Genomic DNA, 14,667 nt, shown 5'->3' on the forward strand with positions numbered 1-14,667 from the left:
CCATCAACCGTGAGCAGTTAGTCCGCCAGCTGGCGGTTGAGCAATTAGCCTATTCAGAGAGTCAGAGCCGCCGTTTTCCTGCCCGAAGGTCCCCCAGGGATCCCTTTCCGTGAGACCCCTCTGGGGCAGGATCGGGAGGGTGGCGGCATTTTTGCGCCCGGTGCGCGTTTTTTTAAGTTTCTAGTTGCGGGTTGGAGCGGCCGGTGAGAGGGGTTCGCCGGGGACGCGGGACGGGGAGCGAAAAGCGAGGCGTGAGCAGCCCGAGACTTTCCTGGAGGGGTCCTCCGAAAGGGGAGCCACGACCGGGTGGTGCCGGTGCACTCAAAAAAAGTTCGCCGCCGCCCTGCAGGCCGCCGCCGTTGGCGGGGCGAAGGCCGCTGATAGCGGGGCCAACCCCATCCTCATCCGGATGGAGACCCGGTCACGGCCACGGGGTTTGCGCATGGCTGCGCTGGGGGGCGTGCTCACTCCACCGGGTTGCCTTCGGTATCAATGATGTGTACCTCGCCGTAGCCCAGCAAGCGTATGCCGCTCTCTATCTCCGACCTGTCCCCCACCACAATCCAGGTGAACTTGTCCGGGTGCACCACCTGCCTGGCTACCCGGGTGATGTCGGCCAGCCGCAAGGCCAGTACCTTCTCGGCGAACGTCTCCATGTAGTCATCCGGTAGCCCGAAGCGCAGGCTGCGCACGATGTTGTCGCGCACGGCAGCTTTGGTTTCGTAGGCGCCGGGCAGACGCAGGGTGCGATTGTCCTTGGCTTTCTGCAACTCATCTGCCGTGGCTGGCCGCCGGCCCAGAATATCCCGCAACTCCTTGTTGATCTCGGCCATGGATTCCTTGGTCTTGTCCGTCTGTACCGGCGCATACGCCACGAAGGTCCGCGGGCCCCGTGCGTCCAGCAGCAGAGTGTGGGCGCCGTAGGACCAGTGCTTGTCTTCCCGCAGGTTCATGTTCACCCGGGACGTGAAGGCGCCCCCCAGGATGTAGTTCATGGCGCTGATGGCGATCTCGTTGGGATTGTTCGTTGGTGGGGCCACGTGTCCCGCCAGGATCACCGTCTGAATGGCGCCCGGCTTGTCGATGAGGTAGATGCTGCTCTCCAGTGGCATGTCCACCGCGCCCACATTAATGGCCGGGGGCGGAGCCTGGTCCTTCCAGCCCGCAAACTTGGCCTCCAGCAGCGGGATAACCTCCGCCAGGGTGGTGGCCCCCACCACAACGAGCGTGGCATTGCCCGGCTGGAACCACGTGCGGTGGAAGTCCACCATTAGCTGACGCGTCATGGCCTCCACGGCCGCTGTGGTGCCGCTGCCTGTGTAGGGGTTCCCGTAAGCGTGCCCCTCGCCGTACAGCAACTTGGGGAAAATTCGCAACGCCAGCTGCACGGGGTTGGCCTGCTCCTGACGGATGCCCGCCAGCCGCTGCCGCTTCACGCGCTGGAAGTCTTCTTCGGGAAATGCGGGGTTGATAATGACATCGGCAAAGATGTCCAGCGCCTTGCGCAGGTTCTCCTCCAGGGTTGACAGGGTCACCACGCTGAGGTCCAGATTGGAGCGGGTGCCCAGCGTCGCCCCCAGCAGCTCCAGCTCCGCGCTGATTTTCAGCGCGGACCGTCTCCTGGTGCCTTCATCCAGCATGGCTGTGGCCAGGCTGGCGGTGCCCGGAGCGTGGTGCTGGTCAGCCGCATAGCCGGCGTTCACCACCAGCTGCACATCCACCACCGGGATATCTGTCCGCTGGGAGAAAATTACCTCCAGCCCGTTGGATAGTGTTGCCCGCTCCATGGGGGGCAGCTCCAGGCGGGTCAGCCCTCCGCCCGCCGGCAGCCTCGAGCGGTCCGCCTGGTCCTCGGCCGTGGCAAATTTTGGGTAGGGGTGCACCTCCAGGATATAAGCGCCGTCTGACAGCCACGCCCGGGCGGCGTCCTTCAGGTCCCGCGCTGTTGCCTCCGCGACCCGTCTCAGGGTGGTCTTGTAATAATCGGGGCTGCCGCCGTAGACCTCATTCGAGGCCAGAATATCCGATTTGCCGCCGAAGCCGCCCACCCGCTCGATGCCCCGGATGAAGCGTGCCCGGTACTGCGTCTTGATGCGCTGGAGCTCGTTCTTCACCGGCCCTTTCGACAGGAACTCGGCCAGTTCTTCGTCCATGGCCGCTTCCACCTCGGCCAGCTCGACGCCCTGCTGTGCCGTCGCCTGCAGAACGAGTTGGCTGCCCACCTCATGGGGTCTGACGAAGGCCGCCACATCGGTGGCGATCTGGTCCTCATACACCAGGCGCTTGTACAGCCGGGCGTTCTTGCCGCTGCCCAACACGTCCGTCACCAGGTCCAGATAGGCCAACTCCTCGGCCCGCCATTCCGGGATATTCCATACCTTGTAGATCCTGGCCTGCGGCACTCGGTCCAGGGTCGACTGGCGGTGCGTCCCGCTGCGTTTCGCGATCCAGGCCTCCTGCCGGGCGATGGGCGGCCCGGCGGGTATATGACCGAAGTAGTGCTCTACCCGCTCCCGCGCGGTTTCCGGGTCGATGTCCCCGGCCAGTACGATGACGGCGTTGGCCGCCCCGTAGTAGGTCTCGAACCATGTGTGCACATCCTCCAGTGAAGCGGCCTCCAGGTCCTCCATTGAGCCGATCACCGTCCATGAATAGGGGTGCCCCGGGGGATAGGTCCCTTCCACAATGAGCTGATCGGTGACGCCATAGGGCTGGTTCTCGCCCTGCCGCTTTTCGTTCTGCACCACCCCGCGCTGTTCATCCAGCCGTTCCTGGTCCACCACCCCCAGCAGGTGGCCCATGCGGTCCGATTCCATCCACAGGGCCACATCCAGGGACGCCGTGGGCACGTTCTGGAAGTAGTTGGTGCGGTCGTTATTGGTGGTCCCGTTCAGATCGGTGGCGCCAACCCGTTCCAGCGCCTGAATGTAGTCGTCGTTGAAATTCTCCGAGCCGTTGAACATGAGATGCTCGAACAGGTGGGCAAAGCCCGTCTTGCCGGGCTTCTCGTTCTTGCTCCCCACGTGGTACCAGATGTTGACCGCCACGATGGGGGCCTTGTGGTCCTCGTGGACGATGAGGGTCAGCCCGTTGTCCAGGACGAACTTGGTGTAGGGGATGTCGGGGACCTGTCCCGCCGCTAGCTGCAGCGCCAGCCCCAGCGATAAAATGATCACCGAAATCTGGCTACGTTTCATTGCGATGTCTCCTCCAAAATCCTCTGAATCGTTCCGGGCGCAAGCCCCCCACCCACGTAAGACGCGGCCCGGCCCTTTTTGGATGTCTACAATTTTCTGAAACTGACAACGGCACGCTTGATAGCTGGCTTGGGCAGCACCTAGCTTTGGCCTCATTTGCCAACCCGATTCACCCTGGAGACCGTCCATGAAGCGCATCCTGCCCCTGTCAGTCCTGGCCCTTAGCTTTGCCTGCACATCGGCCCCCGGCCCCCGGCTCGAGGAGATCGCAGTTGCGGGCAACGGCTTCCGCTATCCCAACGCCCGCCAGGCCGACCTGGTGGAGGATTTTCACGGCACCGCCGTGCCCGACCCCTACCACTGGATGGTCGCTCCCGACGACCCCGAGACCCGCGCCTGGGTGGCAGCCCAAAATGCGCTCACCCGCGCACACCTCGATGCCATTCCGGCGCGGAAGGCCATCGAATCCCGTCTGGCCCAGCTCTGGAACTACCCCCGCTACGGCCTGCCTGAGCGGCATGGCGACCGCTACTACTATGAGCTGCACGACGGCCTGCAGAACCAGCCCGTGCTCTACATGGTCACCGATCTGGAGGGCGATCCTCAGGTGGTGCTCGACCCCAACACCTTCAGTGCGGACGGCGCCGAAGCCCTCACCACCCAGGCGTTCAGCCCCAACGGCCGTCTGCTGGCCTACGGCCGCAACCCCGGCGGCAGCGACTGGGGCACCCTCCACGTCCGGGACATCGATGCCGGCCGGGACTACGACGAGGTATTCGCCAACATGCGCTACACCGGCGTGGCCTGGAAGCGCGACAACAGCGGGTTTTACTACACCCAGTTCCCCGCCCCCGGCTCCGTCCCCGATGAAGACCTCTACTTCTACCAGCGGGTTTACTGGCACCGGCTGGGCACCGCCCCCGCCGACGATCCCATCGTTTTCAGCATGCCCGAGGAGAAGGACCTCAGCGCCTACCCGATGGTCACCGATGATGGCGCCTACCTGTTCCTTTACCTTGTCCGGGGCACCGACAGCCGCAACGGGCTATACTATCGGCCCATGGACAGCGACGGCGACTTCGTCCGCCTGCTCCCACCCGAGGAAGCGCTCTACGAGCCGGTGGGCGCCATCGGCAGCGTGATCTACCTCCAGACCGACCTGGACGCACCCCGCGGCCGCATCGTGGCACTGGACCTGGAGCGTCCCGACAGGGCGGACTGGCGCCAGGTGATACCCCAGCACGAGCAGGACGTCATCAGCTCCGCCCGGCTCATCAACGGCCACCTGGTCGTACAGGTCATGCACCAGGCCCACGAGCTCCTCAAGATCTACGACCTGCAGGGCAACCTGGTCCACGACATCCAGCTGCCCGCAATGGGGTCGGTGGAGGGCCCCTCCGGGCGGCAGGAGGACAGCGAGTTTTTCTTCTCCTTCACCAGCTTTCTTTACCCCACTGCCATTTACCGTTACGACTTTGCCGCCGGTGAAGCCGCCATCTTCCGCGCCTCAACCGTCGCTTTCGACCCCTCCGGCTACGAGACCACCCAGGCCTTCTACCCCTCCAAAGACGGCACCCGGGTCTCCCTGTTCCTCACCCACCGGAAGGGGCTGCGGCGCGACGGCAAGAACCCCGCTCTGCTCTACGGCTATGGCGGCTTCAACATCAGCGAGCTGCCCGAGTTCGATGTGCGCATCCTGCCCTTCATCGAGGCCGGCGGGGTCTACGCGCTGGCCAACCTGCGCGGCGGCAGCGAGTACGGCGAGGACTGGCACCAGGCCGGCATGCTCCGCCGTAAGCAGAATGTCTTTGACGATTTCATTGCCGCCGCCGAGTGGCTCATAGGCAGCGGCTACACCAGTAGCCCGCGCCTGGCCATCAACGGGCGCTCCAACGGCGGACTGCTCACCGCCGCCGTCCTTGTGCAGCGGCCAAAACTGTTCGGCGTGGCCGTCCCCCAGGTGGGCGTCCTGGACATGCTCCACTACCACCAGTGGGGCGCGGGCCGCTTCTGGACCGGCGAGTACGGCAACGCCGAGGCCGATCCGGACCACTTCAAGTTCCTCTACGCCTACTCACCCCTGCATAACGTCCGCCCCGGCACGGCCTATCCGCCCACCCTCATCACCACCGCCGAGACCGACGACCGGGTGGTGCCGGTGCACTCAAAAAAGTTCGCCGCCGCCCTCCAGGCCGCTGACGCCGGGACCAACCCCATCCTCATCCGGGTGGAGACCCGGGCCGGCCACGGCGCGGGCAAGCCCATCGCCAAGCGCATCCAGGAGTACGCCGACATTTACGCGTTTATCTTCAAGCATTTGGGGATGGAGTAGGGGATAGCTGGGGCTCTAGCCGCCGCCCGCTCACTCCCCGAAATAGGCCAGCATGGGCAGGAAGTAGCTGTCCACCCAGCCCTGCTTGTAGTGCATCCCGTGCTCCGGGAGTCCGCTATGCCGCAGGGTGACCAGCGTCCCGCCGTCTTGCGGCTGCAGCTCGATCTCCAGCCGCGAGTCCTCCTCGGACGCATCGAACTCCGTCGTCCGCCAGCTCTGCACGATGCGCTTCGGCGGCTCCAGTTCCAAATTCTGCCCCTGGATGTAGCCTTCCCACGCGTCGAAAGAATCTCCCACCACGTCCGTGGCGCTGGCGGGACTGCCGGTCATGGCCGTGTGCCCGTCGGAGCTGAGCCACGCCTGGTAAATCGCCTCCGGTGTCGCCGGGAAGACCTGGGAAACTTCAAATGAGAGGGGCATCGCCAAAAATTGCGTAAGATTTCAAATTGAAGTCATCTAATTGAACGTATCTGTAACTCTGCGGGGGGTGGATCTGGATTCCGTTACTTCCCGATGATTCTGGTCGAATCGGCTCGGGCAATCGCCTAAAACTAGAGAAAAATATACCCACGCCATTAGCTACCCCCGAAAAATATCTCTCAAATTCTTCCCTCGTAACGCCAGCCTTTTTCCGGACCTCTCTCCAAAGCTGCTCCTTAGGTTTCTCGACCAAATGATCCACTTTAAATGCCCCCATGATCAAACCAACTGGGCGAGATGCATATATCAATACGATTGTACCATTCCCCATGTGTTTGGGTCGCCTCCGCCTTAGCTCGACACTCTTGTCGCCAGATATCATTCTATCCACATATTGCGGCCGAATGGACATCAATATGGCTCCACCACTCATAATCGCTATCCTTTCATTATGAACTGAATTCCAATCTTGTAGAGTCGAAAAAACAGATCATTGTTAACGCGAGAAGGGCCTTGTACGGTGAGAGACTTTCCGGTTTCTTGCTCCCAGAGTTTTCTTGCACTGTCAATTCCAATAAAATTATGAAATAATTCCGACCCACTAAACTTGAATGCCATAATATTGCGGCTAAGCGACCCATTAGCAATTTCTACGAGGTGTTTCCACTCGTAGACGCCCAATCGCCGATATCTTCGATAGAGTGACTTAGGCTTATCAATGAACACCTCATCAACATAGGAAGTGGCCGCGATTGATTTTACATATTGATAATCGCCCTTGCCCTTACTGACATACCATAGCACTCGAGAGGGCGCAGTAATCACTCTTGGCGTAGCACTTCTATAGTAAGCGTTTTCTACCTTAAGTAGTAATTCTGGCTTTCCCCCAAAAAGGTCCTGTTCTGCAATACCGGTATGAAATAATTCCTTAGCCCAGATCGGTTTTATCGGAACTAGGTAAACGGGGATATCTAAATCAGTGAATTTTAAAGGCCAAAGCTCCTTTTCCAAACGCAAAAGCAGTTGAAGATTATTCGCAGCTACGGCAGTCTCAAGCCTGTTTGCTATCACCTCGAGATATTTGCTTATTTGAGAATCAGACTCTCGCATTGACAAAAGTCGCCCTAGTATGTTGGATGCGCTATCGATCAGCGGCATAGTTGCTTTCACCCATACTCCATCAACGGCAAAGAATCCGTTCTCGAGCAATGCGGTCGCCAATATATTCGAGACTTTTCGATCTGTAATTACGCTGAACAATTTCCCTTCGTGTGCCGATGTCCTCACAATTTGCGATATTAAGTGCCTTGCGAGAGTTTCAGTAATTGGATCGCGCACCAAGCGGATTAATGGAATGATAAGCTGAGTTAAAGTGGTCCGCCCAATTGACAGTAGTGCGAGGGGTTTATCTCCGACCTTGACGATGATATTTTGATAATCTCTCGGATTTGATAAGATTACTCTGACCTGCTTCCCAAATGCCGATCGCGATTCGCCTGTAGGCGATTTAAAAGTGGCTTCTAGAAAAGCGCCCGACTTTGCAGGAACTCGAGTTGTGTCAATGACTGAACCAGTTAATCGCACGGGCTGATATTCTGATTCTCTTTCAACTGAATCTTGCTGAATGATGAAATCTAAGGGGCGCATTATCCTAATTCCGAAAGTGCTATAAACCTTCTCCTCGCCATCCAATAATTCGCCATCCCTTGTAATAAAAAACTTTATACCTGCTGCAATAGAATATGCTAGATGACGCAAGTCAGATTTGTCACTCTCGCTGTGCCAGTCGTCAAATAATTCTCTTAGCCTCTTGTGAGAATCTTCGTAATCCTTGAGATCGCACTCGACAAGATGAAAACTCCGTACTTGTATTCGGTGCTTCCTGCGCATTGCCCTATCGGGATGACGAATAATTTCGTTGAAGATTTCATTAGTCAAACACAATACGACGCTTTCCCCTAGCCAGTCAGCTAGAAGTGAGTGTGATTCAATACTATCTGCATCTGGGGCTTTGCTCAAATCATAAAAAACATTGGCATCAACCACGATCTTCGTCTTTGATTGAGAATTCTTTTCCCAAGCTTGCGTGAAGAGCGTCGGGTGACCATGGTCGTACCACCAGATGGTTATAAGCTCCTTGGATTTTCCCCTTCCTTCTCTCTCGCCAGCTGCTACAAAACCAAGCTCCTGCCAGAATCCATCCAGTTTATAGCTACGTCGACATCTTGCCCTGATACCGGTATATTCGAGCGAAATCCTCTTGAGTTCATCTATCAGTATACGGGCTATGCCTTTCCGCCGATGGTTTTTCTTGACGCAGAGGTGAACAATGTAGGCCAACATCTGACGCCTGTTTATGCTGTATAGTAAGTAGCCGAGAACTTGGCCGTTTGGGCCAACGGCTATTAGTATTTTTCCATCTGAAGCATGCTGGCGATATGCACCCTCAGGGAGAAAACCCAGGGTCTTGCTATTCCGATTCCCCAGTTCAAGTACCTCCGCCATATGCGGCGAACTGGGCGTTAATCGTGCAATATGCGCTTGACTGTATGAATCATTTTCCGACGGATCGGCCATAGCCACTAATATTAGGCAAAAGTCAGGACAATGGCATATTCGAATCACTAGCAGCGCTTCTTGCCGTTATCGCCAAATGTAGGTTTAGATTATAGCACCTTCTATTTGGGTCTGGACCAGCCTGGAGACATTACCGGACTGTGAAATGATTCTTGCTGGTCTCTACAGCTGGCCGCCCCCACCCCCGTCAAACCTCCCCCTTCCCCCGCGCCCTTTTCGCCCCTACCTTCTAGCCGCTCTTTGACAATCTCCCGGCCCAGCCCCCTCTCCCTCGGGAGAGGGGGAGTTACGCAGTAACCGGGGTGAGGTGGAAGGCACATCACCCCGGACGCCCAGCACTGGTTTGGGGTCATGTTGGGGCCACTGTGGGGCCACTGTGGGGCCACAATGGTGTCAACTTGGTGTCACGATAGTGTCGCCTCGGTGCCACCCTCTCCGACGTGACCCGTGGCACCGGCCCCCCTTGGGGGGTACCTGCTGATTCACCTCTTCCCCGGCCCCCTCTCCTGAGGGAGAGGGGGAAATCCGCCAGCTGGCGGATGGGGGTGAGGTGGGTTTCACACCGCCAACGGCGGTGGGCCATCTTTGGGCCATGTTTAGGCCACCTTCACCGACGGAGGACATGACCCAAGACCCCCCCGGGGGGGTCACCTCCACCGACGCACGCGGTGGCCCCCTCCGCTTTAGGGACCTTGAGTCCGTCAGTCGACGGCCCGATCGCTGATTGCTGAGGCTCGCTGACGGCTGATTACTGGCAACGCGCAACTAGAAACTCCCCGCCCCGCTCCCTAACTTCCCCCCCATGTCCAAGGGCGTCACACCGCGCAGTCTCGATTACGCCCGCTGGTACACCGACGTGGTCCGGAAGGCCCAGCTGGCCGACTACGGTCCCGTGAAGGGCACCATGGTCATCCGGCCCTACGGCTACGCCATCTGGGAGGCCCTGCGAGAGGCCTTCGATAAGCGCTTCAAGGCCACCGGCCACCAGAACGCCTACTTCCCCCTGCTCATTCCCAAGTCGTTCCTCAGCCGTGAGGCCGAGCACGTGGCGGGCTTTGCCAAGGAGGCCGCCGTGGTCACCCACCACCGCCTTCGCGCCGCCGAGGGGGGTGGCGTCGAGGTCGACCCCGACTCAAAACTGGAGGAGGAGCTCATCATCCGCCCCACCAGCGAGACCGTGATCTGGGCCATGTACAAGCGCTGGATCAACTCCTACCGCGACCTCCCCATCCTCATCAACCAGTGGGCCAACATCGTCCGCTGGGAGCTGCGCACGCGCCTGTTCCTGCGCACGTCGGAGTTCCTCTGGCAGGAGGGCCACACCGCCCACGCCACCGAAGCCGAGGCCCGCGAGGAGACCCTGCGCATGCTGGCGATCTACAAGGAGGTGGTGGAGACGGAGCTGGCTCTGCCGGTCATCGCCGGCCTCAAGAGCGAGGCCGAGAAATTCCCCGGCGCCGTGGAGACCTGGTCCATCGAGGCCATGATGGGCGACCGCCGGGCGCTCCAGTGCGGCACGTCCCACTATCTGGGCCAAAACTTCGCCCGGGCCTTCGATGTCACCTATCGCACCGAGGCCAATGAGCAGGACTATGTCTATGCCACCAGCTGGGGCGTCTCCACCCGCTTGATTGGCGCCATGATCATGGCCCACGGCGACGACAAAGGTCTGCGCCTGCCGCCCCGCGTCGCGCCCGTCCAGGCCGTGGTGGTGCCCATTTTCAGGGATGAGACCCGCGGCGACGTGCTCACGGCGGCCCACAACCTCACGGACGCGCTCGGTGAGGCTGGCGTGCGCGCCCACTTGGACGACCGGGAAAACGTCTCGCCCGGCTTCAAGTTCAACGACTGGGAGCTGAAGGGCGCACCGCTGCGCATCGAGATCGGCCCCCGCGACGTGGCCGCCGAGCAGGCCGTTGTGGCCCGTCGTGACCAGGACGACAAGTCGCCGCTGCCTCTGGCGCAGCTGCCCGCGGCTGTGGCGGCACTCCTGACGGAGGTCCAGGCCGAACTTTTCCGCCAGGCCAGCGACTTCAGGGCTGCGCATACCCATGATCTGGACCAGTGGGACGCGTGCCGCGACGTGCTGGCCGAGGGTGGCTTCGTCCACTGCGGCTGGGACGGTGAGCCGGCGTCGGAGACGGCCATCAAGGAGCAGACCAAGGCCACCATTCGCTGCATTCTGCCCGCTGAATCCACCGCCGGCCGGGCGTGCATTTACTCGGGGCAGCCTGCCCGACACGTGATCATCCTGGCCCGGGCGTACTGATCCGTCAGTGAAGGTTTCCAACGCAAAGGAATGCCATTGATCCCCATGATTCGCTCAGTCCTGCTGTTTGGCTTGCTGCCCGCCGCGATCCCGGCCCAAATCGTCCTGCAGCCCAGTCACGCCAACGGCCCGGCCGCACCCGCGGACCTGACCCACGAGACCCATACCTTGCACCTGGAGGAAGAGAAGGTGTGGGTGCACATTTACCAGCGGCCGGGCGCGTCGGTCAATTTTGTCAGCCTTCACGACGACGAAAACACCTCCGCTGACGCCGCCATGGCCTACCTCCGCCAGCACGGTGGCCGCCTGGTGGAGCTGCGCCACGGCCGTGGGCGTGAGATTGTCATCCGGCGCGGAGGCCGCCTGGACCGCTTCGACCCCAACCGCATGTTTACCCGCACCGGCCTGCGCGGAACCTTGGACTACTACCACAACCTCACGGCTGCAAACGAGGCCATCGCCGCAATATTTGCTGACAAAGTGGCCGGCTATATTGGGATTTCTGCAAGCAGGCCGGTGGTGGCGGTGCATAATAATTCGCCGGGGCGCCTCACCATACACGACTTCATGCCCGGTGAACTGTACGGTGCCGCAGCCCGGGAAGTGGTCATTATGGCAGATCAGGATCCCGACGATTTCTTTTTCACCAATTCGGAAGGCCTGTTTCAAGGGATCACAAAACGGGGCTATAATGCCGCCTTAATGCGGTTCCAGCCGCCGGATATTGGCTCGCTGGGCTATCTGGTAAACAGCTTGGGCGGCCTCTATGTTCTGGTGGAGGCTGAACGTGGGCGTTTTCGGCGGCAGCTGCAAATGTTGGAGGCCCTGGTGCCACTCCTGGCCGGTCTGCAAGCCTCAGGTGGCTAATTCAGCTTGTCACCGCATGTGGGCGATGGATAGAAGGGGGTCTTGCGCAGCGATGATCGACTGTGTAAATTCAAGTAGTCTGTATAATATTTGAATAAAGTATGACAACCCCTATCACACCATCTGAAAAAGCGCTGTTTATCCACTTCGCACGCATTGGCAAGGCGCTGGCCAACCCCATCCGGCTGGAGCTGCTGGAGCTGCTGGGTCAAGCCCCGCGCAGCGTTGAACGGCTGGCCGAACTGTTGGCCGAATCGGTGGCGGCGACGTCGCACCACTTGCAGGCATTGCGGGCCGCAAATCTGGTCGAGGGGCGCAAGCAGGGACTGTTTGTCACTTACCGCCTGGCTGATGAACTGGTGGGCACACTCTGGGAATTGGTGCAGGAGCTGGCCAACCGGCAGTTGGTTGAGCTACGGGAACAGGCTGCCAACGCGGCGGGTGGCGGCGACCCCAGTGAAAACATTGATGTTACGACCCTGACAGCCCGGCTCCGACGGGGCGAAGTCACGCTTATTGATGTGCGGCCCCGTGAGGAGTATGCAGCGGCCCATATCCCTGGCGCCCTATCAGCGCCGCTGGAGGATCTGGAGGACGTGCTGCCGACCTTGCCTCCGGATCGCGATATCGTTGCTTACGGTCGGGGTCCCTTAAGCGCGCTGCCCGCAGCGGCGGTGGCGTTGCTGCGACGCCATCAGCGGTCGGCGTTGCGCCTCGCCGAGGGCATTGCTCAGTGGCGAGCAGCGGGTCTGCCGGTTTTAGCAGGGGCACCCGGGCCATGAAGGGGCTGGCCATGCTGGATAAGTACGTAGAGAGGGAACTAGCGACCCACAGGCGGCGCGGGCGGGCGGGCCCAACCGGCGGAGGCGAGTAGAACCGGGCATGGAGCACGAAACGGTACAGGTGCAGGCGGCGCGCCGCGGCGGGCCAGAGCTACTCAAGGTTGTGGACGTGCCCCAGCAGCAACCCGGTGCGGGCCAGGTGCTTATCAGCACGCACTTCGCAGGCATCAATTTTGCCGATATCATGGCCCGTATGGGCCTGTATCCCGGCGCGCCGCGTCTGCCGCTGGTGCCGGGGCTGGAGGTGGCTGGTACCGTCGAGAGCGTGGGGGCGGGCGTGGACGGCTTCGCGCCTGGAGACCGGGTCTGCGCTCTCACCCGGTTCGGAGGCTACAGCAGCCGAGTGGTGGTGGATCAGGTGCAGGTTCGCCCTGTTCCTCCCGGCGTTGACCTGGAAGCGGCCGCGGCCCTGCCCGTCACTTATCTCACGGCCTACCTCATGCTGTTCAACCAGGCGAATCTCCAGTCGGGACAGACGGTGCTGATCCACAGCGCGGGCGGGGGCGTAGGAACAGCGGCCGTGCAGCTGGCGGCTCACGCCGGGGCACGCATCATCGGCACGGCCTCGGCCGCCAAGCATGAGCGGCTGCGCGCTATGGGCGTGGAGCTGAGCATCGACTACCGGTCCGAAGATTTTGTCGCGGCGGTGAAGGCGGCCACCGCAGGCCTGGGGGCCGACGTGGTCCTGGACGCCCAGGGTCCCGCCCATGCCTTGCGCAGCCTGAAGGCCCTGGCGCCGCTGGGCACCCTGGTTTTATATGGCGTGCAGCAGCATATGGGCCGGACGCGGCTGCGGCCGGGACTGTTGCGCTTGTTTTGGGAGCTGCGCACGGTGCGGCTGGCGCCCCTGCGGCTGATGAACTCCAGCAAGGGGGTGTACGGCTTTCATCTGGGGCGGCTGGCCACCCGGTCGGGCGCGGTGCACAAGGCCTTTGACGAGCTGCTGGTCTGGTTGGTGGCCGGGCACATCAGCCCGGTGGTGGACCGGATCTTTCCCTATGCCGCGGCCGGCGAGGCGCACGCCTACATCCAGGACCGGCGCAACTTCGGCAAGGTGCTGCTGGATTTCCGGGCTGCGTTGTAGGCGCTGGGCAGCAGCTACTTCAGCAGCAGCCCCGCCTTCAGAGGGACAGTGCGTGCCCTAGCTACTTCAGCAACACCACCCTTCGGCAAGCTCAGGGTGACAAATCATTTTAATAACACCATCTTTCTGTTGGCCACAAAGCGTTCACCGGTCTCGATAGAGGCGGCCACCAGTCGGTAGATGTAGATGCCTGAGGGTGCGGCCTGGCCGGATGCATCACGCCCACCCCACCCCATTGGGCGTACTGCCGGCTACCAATGCTCTGAATATCAGTCTGGGCCTGGAGAGCGACGGCTGTCAGCAAGAGGGCAGCAAATCCGCCAATCTCTGAATACTTTTTCATTCTATTCTCCCTGGTTTCGTTTCAAACTCCAGTATGTTCCTATCGAATGCCCTCGATGGACAGCGAGTAAATCCCTGTGGTAGTGCCAAAAAACAATTGATCAGTCGTTATGATCAGTCCGGACCACTCGTTCATGGCCCCGTCAGCAATGATTTTTTCCACCAATCGAACAGTTTCCAGTCCGTCATTGGAGTAGTAAAGGCTGTTTTCATAGGTAATAAACAGACTGTGCGGGTTGCGAGGATCAGCAATCATGCCGGTCCACTTGTATGGCCTCAGTGAGTCAGGGATCGCGCTACCGATCGGTTCCCAGTCATAGCCCCCGTCCAGTGATTTGAAATAACCGTTACTGGCAATAGCATAAAGAACATCAGCGTTTGCCACGTCGAACGCGATGGCTTCGATCCAGGAGCTAAAACGTGAACCAAGCAAGCTGTCCAGGTCGACATCTACCTTGACGGATGATCCATTCTCGCTCAGGCCGAGGAGCCGGGAGTAGGTATTGGGCCCGCTAATCCCCACGACTAACCATACCTCGCCCGGTTTGTAGGGGTGCCAAACAATCTTACCAATTCCGCCGCTAATGAAACCTACCCCGCCGTAAACCAATTCCCAGGTGGACCCCCCATCCTCTGACCTGAAAAGTCCTGCGGTTCCCTCCACGGCGAAGATGATATCGGGGTTAAGGGGAGACCGTTCGACAAGATCCATGTACAGGTATTCGTGGGTGGGATCT

General features: G+C 60.4%; 10 protein-coding genes. 5 read left to right on the forward strand and 5 right to left on the reverse strand.

From position 1 onward, the window contains the following. Positions 1-464: 464 nt before the first annotated feature. Complete coding sequence (locus tag IH971_01815) at positions 465-3,197, reverse strand: insulinase family protein (protein ID MCH7496573.1); 2,733 nt, start codon at positions 3,195-3,197, stop codon at positions 465-467. A gap of 187 nt (positions 3,198-3,384) precedes the next feature. Between IH971_01815 and IH971_01820 the strand changes: the two genes are divergently transcribed. Further along, positions 3,385-5,529 (forward strand): S9 family peptidase, encoded by a 2,145-nt coding sequence (locus IH971_01820; GenBank protein MCH7496574.1) that lies wholly within the window; start codon positions 3,385-3,387, stop codon positions 5,527-5,529. A 30-nt stretch (positions 5,530-5,559) separates the two neighbouring features. On the opposite strand, the gene IH971_01825 is transcribed toward IH971_01820, so the two are convergent. From IH971_01825 to IH971_01835, 3 genes are read right to left on the reverse strand one after another with little or no spacing between them, the layout of a single operon-like run. After that, on the reverse strand, positions 5,560-5,949 hold the full coding sequence (locus IH971_01825; GenBank protein MCH7496575.1) for an SRPBCC domain-containing protein: 390 nt from the start codon (positions 5,947-5,949) through the stop codon (positions 5,560-5,562). Then, complete coding sequence (locus IH971_01830; protein ID MCH7496576.1) at positions 5,933-6,382, reverse strand: ASCH domain-containing protein; 450 nt, start codon at positions 6,380-6,382, stop codon at positions 5,933-5,935. Before IH971_01830 ends, IH971_01825 begins: the two co-directional genes overlap by 17 nt. A gap of 5 nt (positions 6,383-6,387) precedes the next feature. After that, entirely contained in the window at positions 6,388-8,526 is a 2,139-nt protein-coding gene (locus IH971_01835; protein ID MCH7496577.1) for a GNAT family N-acetyltransferase, read from the reverse strand. 802 nt (positions 8,527-9,328) lie between these two features. Between IH971_01835 and IH971_01840 the strand changes: the two genes are divergently transcribed. The 4 genes from IH971_01840 (at position 9,329) to IH971_01855 (ending at position 13,588) form a co-directional block, all read left to right on the forward strand. Continuing rightward, the gene (locus tag IH971_01840; protein MCH7496578.1) at positions 9,329-10,795 is read left to right on the forward strand and encodes a proline--tRNA ligase; all 1,467 of its coding nucleotides are present in this window, start codon (positions 9,329-9,331) and stop codon (positions 10,793-10,795) included. Positions 10,796-10,840: 45 nt separating this feature from the next. Then, positions 10,841-11,662, forward strand: a complete 822-nt coding sequence (locus IH971_01845; protein MCH7496579.1) for a hypothetical protein — start codon at positions 10,841-10,843, stop codon at positions 11,660-11,662. 101 nt (positions 11,663-11,763) lie between these two features. Next, the gene (locus IH971_01850; protein MCH7496580.1) at positions 11,764-12,444 is read left to right on the forward strand and encodes a metalloregulator ArsR/SmtB family transcription factor; all 681 of its coding nucleotides are present in this window, start codon (positions 11,764-11,766) and stop codon (positions 12,442-12,444) included. Between the two features lie 100 nt (positions 12,445-12,544). After that, positions 12,545-13,588, forward strand: coding sequence for a zinc-binding dehydrogenase (locus IH971_01855; protein ID MCH7496581.1), 1,044 nt, complete (start codon positions 12,545-12,547; stop codon positions 13,586-13,588). Positions 13,589-13,970: 382 nt separating this feature from the next. Here the strand turns inward: IH971_01855 and IH971_01860 are convergent. Beyond that, positions 13,971-14,667: hypothetical protein (locus IH971_01860; GenBank protein ID MCH7496582.1), on the reverse strand; the 697-nt coding region annotated here is incomplete at its 5' end.

The organism is Candidatus Neomarinimicrobiota bacterium (genome assembly GCA_022560655.1).
GTDB lineage: Bacteria > Fidelibacterota > Marinisomatia > SCGC-AAA003-L08 > TS1B11 > JADFSS01.